Here is a 17,738-nt window from a genome sequence, read left to right on the forward strand (position 1 = left end):
CCCTCCCCTCATGTCAGCCGAATCCGCCGCCGCAGCCAATCCCGCTCCGCCCTCTACTCCGGACGCGCTGCGCGCGGCACGCATGATTCCCTTCATTGTGGGCTGTGCGCTGTTCATGCAGATGCTGGACGCCACCGTCGTCGCCACGGCCCTGCCAGCCATGGCGCGGGCATTGGGATCGACGCCCGTCCGGCTGAATGTCGCCATCACCTCGTACCTGCTGGCCGTGGCCGTGTTCGTGCCCATCAGCGGCTGGGCTGCCGACCGTTACGGCGCCCGCCGGGTGTTCGTGGCCGCCATCGGCCTGTTCACGCTCAGTTCCGTCGCCTGCGCGATCTCGCAAGATCTGCCCCAACTGGTCATGGCCCGAGTCATCCAGGGGATGGCGGGCGCGATGATGGTGCCGGTGGGCCGGATCATCCTGCTGCGCACCGTGCCCAAGCAGGACTTGCTGAAAGCCATGTCGTTCCTGTCGATCCCGGCGCTGCTGGGGCCGGTGATCGGCCCCCCCTTGGGCGGCTTCATGGTCACCTATATGTCGTGGCACTGGATTTTCCTGATCAACATCCCGATCGGCATCCTGGGAATCGCGCTGGTGCTGCGCTATGTGGCCGAGATCAAGGAAGAGACCGCTCCCCGCCTGGACTGGGTGGGCTTTCTGCTTAGCGCCGTCTGCCTGGCCACGCTGGTCACGGGCTTCGAGGCCATCGGCCGCGACGTCATGCCGCTGCCGATGTTGCTGGGCATGATCGCGGTGGGCATTGCCTGCGGTTTGCTTTATGCCTGGCACGCCCGGCGCATCGAACACCCCATCATCGACCTGTCGTTGATGCGTATCCCCACTTTCGCGATTTCCACCCTGGGCGGCAACCTGTGCCGCTTCGCCGTGGGCGCAACGCCGTTCCTGCTGGCCATGCTGCTACAGGTGGGTTTCGGTCTGTCGCCATTTTCGGCCGGGCTGATCACCTTCGCCAGCGCCGCGGGCGCGCTGCTGATGAAATTCGTCGCCACGCCCATCGTCCGACACTTCGGCTTTCGCCGCGTGCTGACCGTGAACGCGCTGCTGACCGGCGTCTTCATCATGGTGTGCGCCACCTTTACGTCAACCACTCCGGTGTGGCTGATGATCGCCATCCTGCTAGTCGGCGGCTTCTTCCGGTCGTTGCAGTTCACGGGGGTAAATACGCTAACCTATGCCGATATTCCCCCGGCCAAGATGAGCCATGCCAGCAGTTTCGCGGCCATGGCGCAGCAGTTGGGCATCACGCTGGGCGTGGGGGTGGCCGCGGTCACATTGAATGTCAGCATGGCGGTGCGCGGCGCCGAGACGCTTGCGGTCAACGATGTCATCGTGGGCTTCATCGTCATCGGCCTGATGTGCATGGCCTCGACCTTCTCCTTTAGACGCCTTGAGCCGCAGGCCGGGGCACACCTGAACGGCGCCAAACAAAGTGACGACGAATGAATTTGTCCTAGCCCTGGACCAGGGCACGACCAGCTCCCGGGCCATCGTATTCGACCGCGAAGGCGTGGTGCGCGGCGTTGGCCAGCGGGAATTCCGCCAACACTACCCGCGCCCGGGCTGGGTCGAGCATGACGCCAGCGAAATCTGGCACAGCCAGCTGGACGTGGCGCGCGAAGCGTTGCGCAATGCGGCCGCCACCGCGGCCGACGTGGCCGCCATCGGCATCACCAACCAGCGCGAAACCACCGTGATCTGGGAACGCGCCACGGGCCGGCCATTGGCCCGCGCCATCGTCTGGCAGGACCGGCGCACCGCACCGATGTGCGACCAGTTGCGCCGCGACGGCCACGCCGAATTCCTGCAATCGCGAACCGGCCTGGTGCTGGACGCCTACTTTTCGGGCACCAAACTGGCATGGCTGCTGGACCACGTGCCGGGCGCGCGCCAGATGGCCGAACGCGGCGAGCTGGCCTTTGGCACCGTGGACACCTGGCTGATCTGGCAACTGACGGGCGGCGCGGTACACAGCACGGACCCCAGCAATGCGTCGCGCACGATGCTGTTCGATCTACATACGCAGGACTGGAACGACGAGATCCTGGCGCTGCTCAAGATCCCGCGCGGCATCCTGCCGCAGATTGCGCCCAGCAGCGCGGTCGTGGGCAATGCGCTGCCCGAATGGCTGGGCGGATCCATCCCGATCGCGGGCGTGGCCGGCGACCAGCAGGCCGCCACCTTCGGCCAGGCCTGCTTCACGCCAGGCATGGCGAAGAATACCTACGGCACCGGTTGCTTCATGCTGATGAACGTGGGCGACAAGCCCGTGCAATCGCAGAATCATTTGCTGTCGACCGTGGGCTGGGGCTTGCCCCAGTCCGGTGACGACAGCTGGAAGCCGACCTACATGCTGGAAGGCGGCGTGTTCGTGGCCGGCGCCGCCGTGCAATGGCTGCGCGACGGCCTGGGCATCATTCAGCGCTCGGAAGAAGTGGAAGCCCTGGCAGCCAGCGTATCCGACACGGACGACGTCTTCATGGTGCCGGCCTTCGCCGGCCTGGGCGCCCCGCATTGGGATCCCTACGCACGCGGCACGCTGGTCGGCCTGACCCGCGGCACCACCCGCGCCCACATCGCCCGCGCCACGCTGGAATCGATCGCGCTGCAAAGCGCGGAGCTACTGACCTGCATGAACGGCGACAGCGGCATCGCGTTGACCGAACTGCGCGTGGATGGCGGCGCCGCACGCAACGACCTGCTGATGCAGATGCAGGCCGATCTGCTAGGCGTCCCGGTGGTTCGCCCCAGGGTCTCGGAGTCAACGGCACTAGGTGCGGCAGGACTGGCGGGACTGGCCGTGGGTTTCTGGTCCGGGCCGGATGAGTTTGCCTCGAAGTGGCAAGCGGAACGGACGTTTGAACCCGCATGGCCGGAGACGGTTCGCGAGGCTCGGATGGCTCGGTGGCGACAGGCGGTGGAGTTATCCAAGGGGTGGGCGGCGGGAGCTGCGAAGTAGCAGGGGTTTGCTTCGTCGTGCTGTTCTTTGGTGGTGCTCCAGTGGGGTGCGCTTCGTAGGTCGCCCATCGGCGTGACGGCGTGGCGTGTGCGCGCCCACGATTGCGATCCGGAGCGTTCGCTCCGGATTTCCCCGTTGTCATCCTCGTCCGCCTGCGGCTCCCTTCGGATTCCCTCGGGCGCATCAAGGTTGCGCACACGCCACGCCATCACGCCGATGAGCTGGCGCCTTCTTGGGGGCTGCGCTGCTGGATTTGTGACTTGTGACGAGGGTGTGCTGCCCGCTCATTGCGGCCGCGCGGGCGGCCACAATGAGCATACGCCATGGTGACAAGCCGAAGCGGGGTCGCTGCGCGATGGCGACGATTGCGTTGCCAATGGCCCGCTATCGCAGCGGGGATGGGCGGTGATGGGTGGGGCAAACGCCACCCATCCAGCACCCGAGTTCAAGGGATCGTGTCCGCCGTAGGATGGGTGAAGCGCGCGGATGCGAGCGCAAGAAAACAAGCGCTTATCGCGCGCAACCCATCGAGCAGCCGTTGTGTTGTGGCTGAACCTATTCTAGGACCGGCGCTGCTTGATGGGTTGCGTGCGGCAGGCATTGGTTCTCGTGCCCCCCCCGGAACGCACTCCACCCATCCTACGAAAATCCCACGCCATCCAATGCGCGAAGCGTCATCATCACGACGCAAGACACCTTGTAAGCCCCACAAGGCCGCCCGCGCGGCCGGCCTGGGGCGGGCCCCGCAAGATCCTCCGCCCACCTCCTCCGATGGAGGGAACCCCAAGCACACCGCCCTCCCCAGCTGCCGTCAGATTGCAACCGACGCAGCCCGGCGCGGTGGTGGCCGGTGGGGCGCGGGGAGTCGATAAGCCCGAGGGAATCCGAAGGGAGCCGCAGGCGTACGAGGATGACGAAGGGGAAGTCCGGAGCGAACGCTCCGGACCGCAATCGTTGACCCGCGCCCCACCGGCCACCACCGCGCCGGGCGTCTCAAGAACCACCACCGTCACCATCACCACGACCACCGCCAACAACAACAACAACAACAACAACAACAACACCCCTCAAGCCGCCCGAACCCCAATCGCCACCACCCTCGCACTGAACTCTCTCAGCAGCTCCTCCCGCTTCACAGCCACCCTCTCCATCGCCGCCTCTTTCACGTGTCCGTAGCCTCGGATTTCTTCCGGCAGGCTGGCCAGCGCGACTGCCCGGTCAAGGTTGCCACGATTCAGCTTCGATAGAATTGCCGTCATCGTTTCGCGGTATTCGCGGATCAGTTCGCGCTCCGTGCGTCTTTCCGCCGTGTAGCCGAATACGTCCAAGCGAGTTCCGCGCAGGCGGCGCAACTTCGCCAGCAGTCCGAAAGCCTTCAGCATGCCCGGGCCGTAGCTGCGTTTGATCAGGTGGCCTTGCTGGTCGCGCCGCGCGAACAGGGGCGGCGCCAGGTGGAAGTGCAGTTTCCAATCGCCTTCAAACTGCTCGCCGATCTTCTTCACGAACGCGCCATCCGAATACAGGCGGGCCACTTCGTATTCGTCCTTGTAGGCCATCAGCTTGAAGTAGTTGCGTGCGATGGCCATCGCCATGCGGTGGGAGCCCGTGGCTTCTTGTTCGGCGCGCGCCACCTTGTCTACCAGGTCCGTGTACTGCTTGGCATAGGCCTCGTTCTGATATTGCGTCAAGAATGCCTTGCGCACGGCCACCAGTTGCGCCAGCTCACCGGCTGGCTTCTTGAGCTCGGCCACCGGGCTCGCGGCGCGTGGGCGCTTGATCTCGATGATGTCCTCTGGCGGTGCGATCGGCACCCCCCCATTGGCCAGAACCCGCATCACATCGGCCATGTCGTGCGCGGCGCGGCGCCCCCAGGCGAAGGCGGCCTGATTGGCGGGGACTTGCTGCCCGTTGAGTTCAATCGCGCGCAACAACGCCTCTTGCGACAACGGGATCCATCCCTTCTGGTAGGCATAGCCCATCATCAACGGATTGGCGTAGATGGCATCACCCAGCAAGACCACGGCCATCGCAGCCGCGTCCACGGCATGCAGATTCTCCGTGCCGCAGGCGGCTTGCAGGTCGGCGGTCAGGTTGGCGCCGGGCAATGTCCAATCGGGGTTGGAGACGAAGGCAGCGGTTGGCGCGTTGTCGCGGTTCAGCAGCACTCGGGTGCGGCCGGGGCGCAGGCGTGCCATGCTGTCCGCGCTGGTGGCGACAACCAGATCGCCCGCCAGCAGCAGGTCCGCCTCGCCCATGGCGACCCGCGTATTCATCAGATGGTCGGGGGATTGCGCCAACACCACATGCGAATAGACGGCGCCGCCCTTCTGCGCCAGGCCGGCCATGTCCAGCACCGAGCAGCCCTTGCCTTCCAGATGCGCCGCCATGCCCAGCAACTGGCCGATCGTGACGACGCCCGTGCCGCCGACGCCGGCAATGAAAACGCCATAGGGCTGATCCAGCGCGGGCGAGCGCGGCGGCGGCACGCCATCGTCGATGATGCCCTCTTGCGACAGCGCCTTGGGCTTTCTGAGCTTGCCGCCTTCCACCGTGACGAAGCTGGGGCAGAAGCCCTTCAGACAGGAAAAGTCCTTGTTGCAGCTGGACTGGTTGATGGTTCGCTTGCGGCCAAATTCGGTTTCCAGCGGCTCGACCGACAGGCAGTGCGACTTCTGCGAACAATCGCCGCAGCCCTCGCAGACGCGCTCGTTGATGACGACGCGGCGGGCGGGGTCCGGGTAGGCGTTGCGCTTGCGGCGGCGCCGCTTTTCGGTGGCGCAGGTCTGGTCGTAGATCAGCACCGACACGCCGGGGTGTTCCCGCAGCTCACGCATCACCGCATCCAATTGGTCGCGGTGCATCACCGGCACACCCGGCGCCAGATCGGAAATGGCCTTGTACTTGTCCGGATCGTCTGTCACGACGACGATCTTTTCGATACCTTCGGCCGCCACCTGGCGGCTGATCATCGGCACGCTGATCGGGCCATCGACGGGCTGGCCGCCGGTCATCGCGACGGCATCGTTGAACAGGATCTTGTAGGTGATCGGCACCTTGGCCGCGACGGCGGCGCGGATGGCCAGCAGGCCCGAATGGAAATACGTGCCATCGCCCAGGTTGGCGAAGACATGCTTTTCCTCGGTGAATGGCGCCTGGCCCACCCAAGGCACGCCCTCGCCCCCCATTTGCGTATAGACCTCGGTATTGCGGTCCATCCAACGCACCATGTAATGGCAACCGATGCCGGCCATGCCGCGCGAGCCTTCGGGCAGACGGGTCGAGGTATTGTGCGGACAGCCCGAACAGAACCAGGGCTTGCGCTCTTCAACCACACGCGGGCGGGCCAGAATCTGTTCGCGGCCGCTGATGAATTCCAGCCGGGCAAGCATGCCGGCACGCACGTCGTCCGGCAGATCAAAGCGCAGCAGGCGGGCAGCGATGGCCTTCGCGACCATGGCTGGCGAAAACTCGTAGTGCGCGGGCAGCAGCCAGTTGCCTTGCGGCACCGACCATTCGCCACCGTCCTTGTCGTCGAACTTGCCGGACACGCGCGGAATCTTCTTCCCGCTGCCGATCCAGCTGAACAATTCTTCCTTTAGCTGGTATTCCAGCACCTGACGCTTTTCCTCGACGACAAGGATCTCGTCCAGGCCTTCGGCGAAGCGCTGCATGCCGGTGGATTCCAGCGGCCAGACCATGCCCACCTTGAACAAGCGCAGGCCGATGCGCTGGCAGACGGCTTCGGACAAGCCCAGGTCGGACAGCGCCTGGCGCGTATCCAGATACGCCTTGCCGGAGGTCATGATGCCGAAGCGCGCATCGCGTTCGGGCACGTGCCAGAGTTCGCGGTTGAGCTTGTTGGCGCGGGCGTAGGCCAACGCGGCGTAAAGCTTGTAGTCCAGCAGCCGGGCCTCTTGTTGTAGCGGCGAATCCGGCACCCGGATGTTCAGGCCGTCAGCCGGCATCAGGAAGTCTTCGGGCAGCTGGATGCGCACCCGATGCGGGTCCACATCCACGGATGCCGACACTTCCACGATGTCGGTAATGCACTTCATGCCCACCCAGACGCCCGCATAGCGGCTCATGGCCCAGCCGTGCAGGCCGAAATCCAGCACTTCCTGGACGCTGGACGGAAACAGCGCCGGGATCATACAGGCCTTCAGGATGTGATCGCTCTGGTGCGGCAGCGTGGACGACTTGGCCGGATGGTCGTCGCCTGCCACCACCAGTACGCCGCCATGACGCGAGGTGCCCGCCGCGTTGGCATGCTTGAAGACGTCGCCGCAGCGGTCCACTCCCGGCCCCTTCCCGTACCACATGCCGAACACGCCGTCGTACTTCGCGCCGGGAAACAGATTGACCTGCTGCGATCCCCAGACGGCGGTCGCGGCCAGGTCTTCGTTGATGCCCGGTTGAAACTCGACGTGATGCGCCTTCAGGTACTTGGCCGCCTTCCACATGTTCTGGTCCACGCCTCCCAGCGGCGAGCCGCGGTAGCCGGAGACGAAACCCGCCGTGTTCAGCCCCGCTTGTGCATCCCGCACGCGCTGCATCATGGGCAGGCGAACCAGGGCGTGGATGCCGCTCATCCAGGCTCGGCCGGATTCCAGGGTGTATTTATCGTCCAGCTGAACGGATTCAAGCGCAGCCCGCAAGGCGGGCGTCAACGGGGCATTCATGTCTCTACTCCAAGATCCTGGATGCCCCCACCAGCTTCGCGCGCACGCGGGCCAACAAGGGCCGTGAAAGTGAAGTGATGGCGCTTGCGCGCTCTAGTCCTTTCGGTTGTAACCGGTCGCCCCGACCCCGGCAATAGGGCGATGCGATAATTACGTCCATGGAATTCGCCCCTCGTATCGTCGCCTGGCAGCGCCAGCATGGCCGCCATGATTTGCCCTGGCAAAACACCCGTGACCCGTATCGGATCTGGTTGTCCGAGATCATGTTGCAGCAGACGCAAGTGGCCACCGTGATCCCGTATTACGACCGCTTCCTGCAACGCTTCCCGGACGTGGCCGCCCTGGGCGCCGCCGCACAGGAAGACGTGATGCCGTTCTGGGCCGGGCTGGGCTATTACGCCCGTGCCCGCAACCTGCACCGTTGCGCGCAGGAAATCGTGCGCGACTGGAACGGCCGCTTTCCGCCCACCGCTGAAACCATCGCCACGCTGCCCGGCATCGGCCGGTCCACGGCGGCGGCGATTGCGGCGTTCGCCTACGGCGAGCGTTCGCCCATCCTGGACGGCAACGTCAAGCGCGTGTTCACCCGCCACTTTGGCATTGCCGGTGATCCCACCAAGCGCGAGGTGGAGCAACGGCTATGGGCGCTGGCGGACGCGCAGGTGGAGGCCGCGCCCGACCTGGAGATGGCCGCCTACACACAAGGCTTGATGGATCTGGGGGCCACGCTCTGCACGCGCGGCAAGCCCGCTTGCGACAAGTGTCCGGTGGCGCAAAGCTGCGTCGCCCGCCGCGACGGCCGTCAGGCCGAACTGCCCACCCCCAAGGTGCGCAAGGCCATTCCGGAACGCGAGACCTGTATGTTGGTGCTGCAACACCAAGGGGCTTTCCTGTTGCAGCAGCGTCCCGAGCCCGGCATCTGGGGCGGGCTGTGGAGCCTGCCCGAATTCGATGTGGCCGGCGACCCCGACGCCGCCTCGCGCGCGCTGGGCCTGGAACCCGAGCACCGCTATGAACTGGCGGCGTTTGCCCACACGTTCACCCATTACCGCCTGCACATCCGTCCGTGGCTGGTGCCCGTGCGCGCGGCCAGCCTGCGCGAATCCGCGCTACCCGAACGCTGGGTGCCGGCGGACAAACTGGCCTCGATGGCGCTGCCCGCGCCGGTCAAGAAGCTGCTGCAAGGACTGGTGGAGGCGGGAATGCAGGACAGCCTGCCGTTGGGCAGCGGGCGCTAGCCACCGCGCGTGAGCGCGGCGGCCAATGCTGGGGCCTGGACCCCGGCTTAGTTGCTCATGCGTGGCAGATTGGCCGCCTTGATGGCGCGGCCCATCTGTTCGTAGGTGGCATCAACCATGCGGGCGTAGTCTTGCCCCGACGTCCACACCGGGTCCACTCCCAACTGCTTGTAGGTCTGCTGCAAGCGCTCGGAGGCGACGGCCGTCTTGGCCGACTGCTCCAGACGCGCGCGCACTGCCTCGGGCGTCCCCTTGGGCACGGCCAGGCCCAACCAGGAGTCGATCTCGACGTCGTAACCGGCCTCTTTCAGCGTGGGTACGTCCGGGAACTCGGACCAGCGGACGGGGCTGGCGGAGGCCAGCAGGCGCAAGCGGCCCGCCTGGATGTAGCTTGTCACATCGGACGGATTCTGAACGATGACATCGACCTGCTTGCTCAACAAGGCGGACACGGTTTCGCTGCCGGATTTGTATGAGACCTGCTCGAACTTGGCCCCCGTGACCCTGCCCAGGTCGAACATGGCCAGATTGTTGGGCGCGGAGGGCGCACCGAAGAAAATGCCCGGCCCTTGCTTGCCGGCGGCGACCAGATCGGCCACGGTCTGATAGGGCGAGTCGGCGCGCACGACGACGCCATAGCGGTAGCGACCATAGGCGGCCACGAAATCGAAGTCCCGCGCCGCATAGGGAATGGTCATCAGGTGCGGCATGATGGCAATGGACGACAGCGTCACCACGCCCACGTTATAGCCGTCGGCGGGTTGCTTGACCACATAGCTGGGGCCGATCGTCCCCAGCGCGCCTGGCCGGTTGAACACCACCACGGCGCGTCCCAAGTCAGCCTCCATTGCGCGAGCCAGTTCACGGCTGGCGACATCGGTGTTGCCGCCCGCGCCGTAGTTGACCGTCAGTGTCACTTCCTTGTCCGGCCATGCCTGGACGGGACCCGCCATCACGCACAGCGCAGCGGCGGCCGTCATGGCAGCCAGGATCGATGTTGCTTTCATGTTTGTCTCCTTGTGTTTTTTTATAGGGCGTGGCCAGTTCAGGGCATGTAGAAGCCGCCGTTGATATCGAGAATGGCGCCGTTGATGAAGCCCGCCTCCTCCGCAGCCAGGAACACCATCGCCTCGGCCACCTCTTCAGGCGTGCCCAAGCGGCGTGCGGGGATCTGCGCCGCGTAGCTCTCGTTGACGGATGGCGCGGCCTGTTGCGCCATGTCGGTCAAGATGCGGCCCGGGGTGATGGCATTGGCCGTGATGCCGTGCGGTCCCATTTCGGCGGCGATGGCGCGCGTCAGTCCCAGCACACCCGCCTTGGATGCCATGTAGCTGCCCCCGGCGACCAGCGATTTGGCGCGGCCCGCCAGGGATGACACATTGACGATGCGTCCCCAGCCTTGGTCTCGCATTCCCGGCAAGACCATTTGGCACAAACGCAGAATGGACGTCAGGTTCACCTCCAGAACCGATGCCCATTCCTCCGGAGTGATGTCCAGGATGCCGGCGGAATTGCCGTCCGCCTGCTTGGGCGAAATGCCGGCATTGTTCATCAGCACCGACACGGGCGCCCACTGTTCGCGCACGCTGTTCACCAGCGACTGCATGGCCGCATGGTCGGTGACGTCGGCGCGTTCGGTGCGCAATGCGGGATTCGGGCCGCCCAGACGCTGCGCGTCCACGCCTTCCCGGCTGACGGCCAACACGCGATAGCCCTTGGCCAGCAGCAGCCGCGCAACCTCCAGGCCAATGCCGCGTCCCGCGCCGGTCACCAGCGCCACTTTGCTCGGATCTTTCTTCATACCTGGTTCGCCGTAAAGAAGGTGATGGGAGGAAATGCGTTTTCGTCGCACATGACTTCGATCAACGTGGTCAATTCCGCGGCGCGTGCATCCCGCAACGCGCCCGCCAGGTCGGACGGCGCCTCGACCCGCACGCCCAGGCAGCCCGCCGCCCGCGCAACCGCCGCGTGATCCACGGGATGGAAATGCACGGCCGACGTGTGCGCGCCGAACTTCACGTTTTCCGCATGCTTCTGGAAGCCCAGGATGCCGTTGTTGATCACCACCAGCGTGACCTTGATCCCCATGCGCCGCGCGGTTTCCAGTTCAGACCACACATGGCCGAAACCGCCGTCTCCCACCACGCAGACGACGTGCGCCTCCGGGCGGGCCACCTTGGCGCCCATGGCCATGGGAAAGCCCCAGCCCAGGCCGGCCAGGCCGCGCGGCGTCAGGAATCGCATGCCCGGCGCAAGCGACGTCAGGTAGTTGGCGATCCAGATCGACGAATAGCTGGCGTCCGCCACCACGATGGTGTTCTCGTCCACGTCCTGGCGGATTTCTTCAAGCAGGCGTTCCGGACGGATCGGCTGCTGATCGGAAGTCCGCACGGAGTGCGATGCTTGCCAGGAGGATTCACGGCCCGCCAGGATCGCGGTCTCCAGCGCGGCGCGGCGCACGCGGGCGGCGCTCAGATCGCGGTTCTGCAACGCTTGCGTCAGGGCCACCAGCGTTTCGCGCGCGTCGCCGGCCAGGCGCAAGGCTTCGTAGTTGCGGCCGATCTCGCCGCCATCAACGTCAATATGGATGTAGCGGGCGTTCTTGGGATAGAGCTTCCAGGAATCGGTGGCGTTCTGATTCGTCCGGGTGCCCACCAGCAGCACCACGTCGGCATCGGCGATCAGCGGGCGCAGATCGCGGCTGGCGCCGTTGGGGCCCATGAAATATCCAAGCACGCCCAGCGACAACGGATGCCGCTCGTCGGTGCTGCCCTTGCCCATCACGGTGGTGCCCACCGGCAGGCTGGCCGCTTCCTGTAATTCGGCCAAAGCCTGGCTGGCGCCTGAGACATGCACGCCCCCGCCCGCGATCACCACCGGGCGCTGCGCCGACGCCAGCAGGTCCGCCGCGGCGTTGAGCGCATCGCTGGCCGCCACACTGCGGTCAAGCGGAAAGCGGCCCAGGCAAGCATGGCGTTCGGTCGCAGCGGCGGCCTCGGTGAGCAGATCGGCCGGCAGCATCAGCGCGACGGGTCCGGGACGGCCCGAGCAGGCAATGGCGAACGCCTGATCCACATAGTCTTCCACCCGGGACGCTTCGGTGACCCGGCGTACCCACTTGGTGCAAGAGGAGAACAGGCCGATATGGTCGAACTCTTGAAAGGCGTTCTTGTCGGTCTGGTCGCGGTTGACGTCCTGCACCAGCGCGATCACAGGGATGGAGACCTTCAAGGCTTCGGCCAGGGGCGGCACCAGCAGCGTGGCGGCCGGGCCGTTCTGGGCCGTCACGATGGCGGGCCTGCCGGTGATGCGGGCATAGCCGTCGGCCATGTAGCCGCCCGCGTTCTCGCTGCGGTAGGCCACCTGGGTCAAGCCCAGTTCCTCGCAGGCCAGATGCAGCATGCTGGGCAAGCTTTGACCAAACACATGGGTCACGCCATGACGGATCAAGGCCCGGGCGATCAGGTGGGCGACCGTGCCGTGGTTGGCCAGGCCGGGTGCGTTCAAGGGATGCAGCGTGGACATCTCGTCTCCTGTTTATATTTTATAAAATATAGATCGAGCCCAAAGCGCCGGTCAATTATTTTATTTTTTATAAAATGTAAAACGTGAAAGCGGAGCCGGTAGAATCCCGCTACGCGGGCCGCGCCCGCGCTGAGAATCACGCGGCCCGGCTGACCAGGAACACAGGATGACCATCAATTTGGCGCCGATGCAGCGGGAAAACATGACCGCCCGCATCTATCGCGAAATCAAGCAGAAAATAATGATGGGCGAGCTGCGCCCGGGCGACACCATCACGCTGCGTTCGATCACTGACACGCTGGGCGTGAGCCAGACGCCGGTGCGCGAAGCGCTATTGCAGCTAGTGTCCGAACGCGCTTTGGCGCTTAGCCCTGGCAAGTCGGTCAAGGTGCCCGAGCTGACCGTCGCGCAATTGCAGGAACTGCGCAGCATCCGCCTGGAGCTGGAGTGTTTTGCCGCGCGGCGCGCGGTGCCCCATGCCACGCCGGCGCTGATCGCCGAACTGCGCGACATCCATGCCCGCCTGATGGCAAGCCGACAGCAGCAACTGATGGCGCCGGTGCTGGCGCGCAACTTCGACTTCCATTTCGCGCTGTACGCCGCCGCGCAGATGCCGCATCTGCTGTCGATGATCGAAAACCTGTGGGTGCAGACGGCTTCGTACCTGTCCTACCTGTACGCCCCGCCCTTTCCCGTCCTGCCTGACGGGCATCCGCATGAAGGCATCATCGCGGGCCTTGAAGCGGGCGATACCGAAGCGGTAGTGCGCGAGATCCGCCGCGACATCGAGGGCCACGGCGAACTCCTGATTCGCTACCTGACCGAGAACGGGCTGGTGAAATAGCCGGCACTCAGGCCGCGTCTTCCTGCGCGGCCCCGCTCAACAACATCACCAGCTTCAGGTCCGGGTGCGTCGCCAGGCGGAATGTGATCTGCTGAAAAGCCAGCTTGCCGTCGCGTGGATGTTGAAATTCACGCAAGCCGCCTTCGCGCTCCACCACTGCGTGGCGCGTCCACCAATGGGCGAACACGGGGCTTTGACGGCTTAAGGTATCCAGCAACCCCAGCACGGCGGGTTCGTCCAGGTGCGCCCCCGCATCCGCGCGGAATTCGGCGACGACGCGGCGCGCGCGCTGGTCCCAATCCACCACCAGCTCGCGGGCGGCGGGGTCCATGAAGATATAACGCAGCAGATTGGGCTCCGGGTCGCGCGTGGGCCAATCGTCGAACAGGTTGCGCAGCGGTTCGTTGTAGGCCAGCACGTTCCAGGCGCGGTCCAGCACATAGGCCGGCGCATTGATCGCGTTCACGCATTCCTGCAACGGGCCGGGCGCGGCGCCCGCATCGTCGCGCGCATGCTGCGGGTCGGCGCAGTCGGCCAGATCAAACAGGTAGGCCCGTTCGGCGCGCGCCAGTTGCAACACCCCTGCGATGCGCGACCAGACCGAGGGCGATACGGAGACTTCCCGCCCCTGTTCGATCCAGGTGTACCAGGTGACGCTGATGCCGCACAGTTGGGCGACTTCCTCGCGCCGCAATCCTGGCGTGCGGCGGCGCATGCCTTCGGGCAGCCCGGCCATCTGGGGCGTGATGCGGGAACGGGCGCTGCGGACAAATTCTCCCAGCGCCTGGCGGCGCAAGGGGGAACCGTCCTGATTGGCGGCACCGCCAAGGGGGGAAGTAGTCATACCAGGATAAGCAATGGGCTTGTACGTGTATACGGGCCCGCCTATCTTAGCGCCTGCACCCATTGTTCCGCACGTAGCCCACCAAGGATATCCATGACCGCCAGTACCCACGACGCCGCCGTCGACCGCCAATTCAGCCCCCGCGCCACGGCTTACCTGACCAGCGCCGTCCACGCCCAGGGCGAAGACCTGCTGCAAATGGCCGAAATTGCGCGCCAGCATCCCGGCGCGCGCGTGCTGGACCTGGGCTGTGGCGGAGGCCACGTGAGCTTTCACGTGGCCCCTGAAGTCAAACACGTCACCGCCTATGACCTGTCGCAGCAGATGCTGGACGTGGTCGCGGCCGAAGCCGAAAAGCGTGGCCTGGGCAATCTGGCCACCCGTCAAGGCAAGGCCGAATACCTGCCTTTTGGCGATGGCGAATTCGACTTGGTGATGTCGCGTTATTCCACCCATCACTGGCAAGACGCCGGGCGCGGCCTGCGCGAAGCCTTTCGCGTGCTGAAGCCCGGCGGCATCGCCGTGTTCGCCGACGTGGTGTCGCCGGGCGAACCGCTGCTGGACACCTGGCTGCAAACCATTGAAGTGCTGCGCGACACCTCGCACGTGCGCGACTATTCGGTGGCTGAATGGACCCGCATGCTGACCGAAGCCGGCTTCACGCTGCAAGGCTTGTCGCCGCGCCGCCTGCCGCTGGAATTCCAGACCTGGGTCACGCGCATGCGCACGCCGGACACGCTGGTGGCGGCGCTGCGCCATATGTTTGGCATCGCGCCCGACGTCGTGCGTGCGCACTTCGACGTGCAGGAAGACAGCTCCTTCACCAGCGACACGGCAACGATCGTGGTGAAGAAGCCGGGCTGATTCAACCCGCTTGCGGCGAGGCCCGTGCCGCAAGCGCGCCCACCACGCCCAGGCTGCGCAATGACTGCGCTGCCTGCGCCACGGCGCGCACGAAGCGCGGGTCTTTCCCCAAATCACCAAAGATCGGTGTCAGGCGGGTCAAGGTGTCGGTCCAGGCCAACATGGCCGCCGGCCCCTTGCCGGCCTGCTCAGCCGCTTGCTCGGCCAACACGTATTGGCTGGCCAGGGCGCTGGCCATCGGGTCCTGAATGTCGTAGCGGCGCCCCGCCTGATCGGCGCCACGCAGAAAGTGCAGCCACCCCGCCACCGCCAATGCCAGTCCAGGGATCGGTAAATCCGCTGCCAAACGCGCGCGCACCGTATCCAGCAGCCGTTGCGGCAACTTCTGCGATCCATCCATCGCGATCTGCCGCGTTTGGTGTTTTAGCGCCGGATTGGCGTAGCGCTGCAAAAGCCGTTGCTGATATTGCGCCAGGTCCAGCCCCGGCAAGGCCGGCAGCGTCGGGACGATCTCGTCCCGCATCAAGGTGGCCAGATAGGCGCGCAACCCAGGCTGCGCCATCGCCTGATCCACCGTCGTCCAGCCCGCCATCACCGATAGATAGGCCAGCGCCGAATGGGCGCCGTTGACCGTGCGCAGCTTCAGCGTTTCAAACGGCGCGGCATCCGTCACGAACCGCGCGCCACCGGCGGTCCAGTCCGGCCGGCCAGCGGCGAACTGGTCTTCCACCACCCATTCCAGATAGGGCTCGGCCAGCACCGGCCAGGCATCATGCACGCCCAGCGCCTGCGCCACGCCGTGTCGGTCTTCGTCCGTCGTGCGGGGCACGATGCGGTCCACCATCGAACATGGAAAGGCGCAAGACGACGCAATCCAGGCTGCCAGCCCAGCATCGACCTGCTCCGCGAACGCCAGCACCATGCCACGCAGCAGGTGACCGTTGCTGGGCAGATTGTCCAAGGACATCAGCGTGACGGGGCCCAGCCCTGCGGCCCGCCGCTGCTGCAATCCCCAGGCCAGAAAGCCGATGGTGCTGCGTGGTGCAAGCGGTTGCGCCAGGTCATGCACGATATCGGGATGATCCAGGTTCAATTGGCCGCTGGCGGGATCATGGCAATAGCCCTTCTCCGTCACGGTCACGCTGACGATGCGCGTATCCGCGTGCGCGATACGGGCCAGCACCGCCTGCGGATCTTCCGGCGCCACCAGCGTGTGCAGCAGGCAGCCGATCACCGCTGTCTGCTGCCGCGGCTGACCTTGCGCATCGGCACTGCGCAGGGCCAGCGCATACAGGCCGCCCTGGGGTTGCAGCGCATCGCGCGTGTCGGTTTGCCGCAGAGACACGCCGCAGATGCCCCATCCGTGGTCCGCACCCGCATGCAGCGCGGCCTCGTTGACGGCAGCAAGGTGCGCGCGCGCAAACGCGCCCAGCCCCAGGTGCACGATGCCCGCGCGCAGCGCGTCGCGGTCATAGGCCGGGCGTGCCACCGCAGCCGGCAGCGATGCGAGCCGCGCCGGGTCCAGGCGCGGCAGGCCTGCCGCTACCAGTTCCATAGCGTCCCGTCCTGCTGCAAGCGGTTCACCGGCAGATAGGCGCGCTTGTACGGATACTTCGCGGCCAGTTTCTCGTCGATATCAACGCCGTGCCCGGGTACATCGCCGGGGTACAGCATGCCCTGGTCAAAGGTGTAGGCGTGCGGGAAAACAGCGTCTGTCTCGTCCGTGTGGCGCATGTATTCCTGGATGCCGAAGTTGGGCACCCACAGGTCAAAGTGCAACGCGGCGCCCATGCAGACGGGCGACAGGTCGGTCGCGCCATGGCAGCCCGTGCGCACCTGATACAGCGAGGCCAGGTCCGCAATGCGGCGCAGATGCGTGATGCCGCCTGCATGCACCACGGTCGTACGGATGTAGTCGATCAACTGGTTCTGCACCAGGTCCTTGCAATCCCAGATGGAATTGAAGATCTCACCCACGGCAAGCGGCGTGGTCGTGTGCTGACGGATCAGGCGGAACGCATCCTGGTTCTCGGCGGGCGTCGCGTCCTCCATCCAGAACAGGTTGTAGGGTTCCAGCGACTTGCCCAGCCGGCCGGCCTCGATCGGCGTCAGGCGGTGGTGCACGTCATGCAGCAGATGATGATCGAAGCCCAGCTTTTCGCGGATGCGTTCAAACAGCTGCGGCGTGTGGCGCAAGTATTTCTCGGTGGACCAGTCGTGCTCGCTGGGCAGATCGGCGTCGGCGGGTTCATAGAACAGGTTGCCACGCCCCACGCCGTACACCTTGTCAAGGCCCGGCACGCCGCTTTGCGCACGGATGGCGCGGTAGCCCATGTCGGCGTAGCGCAGCACCTCGTCCACCGTGTGCTCGATGTCCGACCCATTGGCATGACCGTAGACCATCACGCCACTGCGGCTCTTGCCGCCCAGCAACTGATACAGCGGCAAGCCGGCCGCCTTGGCCTTCAAGTCCCATAGCGCGGTGTCGACGGCAGCGATGGCCGTCATGGTGACGGGGCCACGGCGCCAGTACGCCCCTTTGTACAGGTATTGCCAGATGTCTTCGATCTGGTGCGCGTCGCGCCCGATCAGGCAGGGGATCACGTGTTCGGTCAGGTAGGCCGACACGGCCAGTTCGCGCCCGTTCAGGGTGGCGTCGCCGATGCCGGTCAGGCCCTGGTCGGTTTCGATTTTCAGGGTCACGAAGTTGCGGCCCGGCGAACAAACAATCACACGTGCGTTCGTAATTTTCATCATGGTTTTCCG

The 17,738-nt window shown here is 65.5% G+C and carries 12 protein-coding genes; 5 read left to right on the forward strand and 7 right to left on the reverse strand.

Annotation, left to right across the window (positions count from 1 at the left end):
• The first annotated feature begins 10 nt into the window (after window positions 1-10).
• Both HV753_RS28145 and glpK read left to right on the forward strand, forming a co-directional pair.
• Entirely contained in the window at window positions 11-1,465 is a 1,455-nt protein-coding gene (locus tag HV753_RS28145) for a DHA2 family efflux MFS transporter permease subunit (RefSeq protein ID WP_175177861.1), read from the forward strand.
• On the forward strand, window positions 1,452-2,978 hold the full coding sequence (gene glpK, locus HV753_RS28150; protein ID WP_175177862.1) for a glycerol kinase GlpK: 1,527 nt from the start codon (window positions 1,452-1,454) through the stop codon (window positions 2,976-2,978). Before HV753_RS28145 ends, glpK begins: the two co-directional genes overlap by 14 nt.
• 1,067 nt (window positions 2,979-4,045) lie before the next feature.
• On the opposite strand, the gene HV753_RS28155 is transcribed toward glpK, so the two are convergent.
• Window positions 4,046-7,657, reverse strand: coding sequence for an indolepyruvate ferredoxin oxidoreductase family protein (locus tag HV753_RS28155; RefSeq protein WP_175177863.1), 3,612 nt, complete (start codon window positions 7,655-7,657; stop codon window positions 4,046-4,048).
• A gap of 158 nt (window positions 7,658-7,815) precedes the next feature.
• Here HV753_RS28155 and mutY point away from each other — a divergent pair, with 158 nt between their 5' ends.
• On the forward strand, window positions 7,816-8,895 hold the full coding sequence (gene mutY, locus HV753_RS28160; protein WP_175177864.1) for an A/G-specific adenine glycosylase: 1,080 nt from the start codon (window positions 7,816-7,818) through the stop codon (window positions 8,893-8,895).
• Window positions 8,896-8,942: 47 nt separating this feature from the next.
• Here mutY and HV753_RS28165 read toward each other — a convergent pair whose 3' ends face one another.
• Genes HV753_RS28165 through HV753_RS28175 form a run of 3 tightly spaced genes read right to left on the reverse strand, consistent with a single transcriptional unit; the run spans window position 8,943 to window position 12,420 of the window.
• Complete coding sequence (locus tag HV753_RS28165; protein ID WP_175177865.1) at window positions 8,943-9,902, reverse strand: tripartite tricarboxylate transporter substrate binding protein; 960 nt, start codon at window positions 9,900-9,902, stop codon at window positions 8,943-8,945.
• Window positions 9,903-9,940: 38 nt separating this feature from the next.
• Window positions 9,941-10,696, reverse strand: a complete 756-nt coding sequence (locus HV753_RS28170; protein ID WP_175177866.1) for a 3-oxoacyl-ACP reductase — start codon at window positions 10,694-10,696, stop codon at window positions 9,941-9,943.
• On the reverse strand, window positions 10,693-12,420 hold the full coding sequence (locus tag HV753_RS28175; RefSeq protein WP_175177867.1) for an acetolactate synthase catalytic subunit: 1,728 nt from the start codon (window positions 12,418-12,420) through the stop codon (window positions 10,693-10,695). The genes HV753_RS28170 and HV753_RS28175 overlap by 4 nt, the downstream gene beginning before the upstream one ends.
• Window positions 12,421-12,586: 166 nt before the next feature.
• Between HV753_RS28175 and HV753_RS28180 the strand changes: the two genes are divergently transcribed.
• Complete coding sequence (locus HV753_RS28180) at window positions 12,587-13,264, forward strand: GntR family transcriptional regulator (RefSeq protein WP_175177868.1); 678 nt, start codon at window positions 12,587-12,589, stop codon at window positions 13,262-13,264.
• Between the two features lie 7 nt (window positions 13,265-13,271).
• Here HV753_RS28180 and HV753_RS28185 read toward each other — a convergent pair whose 3' ends face one another.
• Window positions 13,272-14,108, reverse strand: a complete 837-nt coding sequence (locus HV753_RS28185) for a helix-turn-helix transcriptional regulator (protein WP_175177869.1) — start codon at window positions 14,106-14,108, stop codon at window positions 13,272-13,274.
• A 93-nt stretch (window positions 14,109-14,201) separates the two neighbouring features.
• On the opposite strand from HV753_RS28185, the gene HV753_RS28190 reads away from it, so the two are divergent.
• On the forward strand, window positions 14,202-14,972 hold the full coding sequence (locus HV753_RS28190; RefSeq protein WP_175177870.1) for a class I SAM-dependent methyltransferase: 771 nt from the start codon (window positions 14,202-14,204) through the stop codon (window positions 14,970-14,972).
• Between the two features lies 1 nt (window position 14,973).
• On the opposite strand, the gene HV753_RS28195 is transcribed toward HV753_RS28190, so the two are convergent.
• Together HV753_RS28195 and manD are read right to left on the reverse strand one after the other, a co-directional pair.
• The gene (locus HV753_RS28195; protein ID WP_175177871.1) at window positions 14,974-16,527 is read right to left on the reverse strand and encodes a mannitol dehydrogenase family protein; all 1,554 of its coding nucleotides are present in this window, start codon (window positions 16,525-16,527) and stop codon (window positions 14,974-14,976) included.
• Window positions 16,515-17,726 (reverse strand): D-mannonate dehydratase ManD, encoded by a 1,212-nt coding sequence (gene manD, locus HV753_RS28200; protein ID WP_175177872.1) that lies wholly within the window; start codon window positions 17,724-17,726, stop codon window positions 16,515-16,517. The genes HV753_RS28195 and manD overlap by 13 nt, the downstream gene beginning before the upstream one ends.
• Window positions 17,727-17,738 lie beyond the last annotated feature (12 nt).

This window comes from Achromobacter pestifer, assembly GCF_902859625.1.
Taxonomy (GTDB): Bacteria; Pseudomonadota; Gammaproteobacteria; order Burkholderiales; family Burkholderiaceae_B; genus Achromobacter; species Achromobacter pestifer.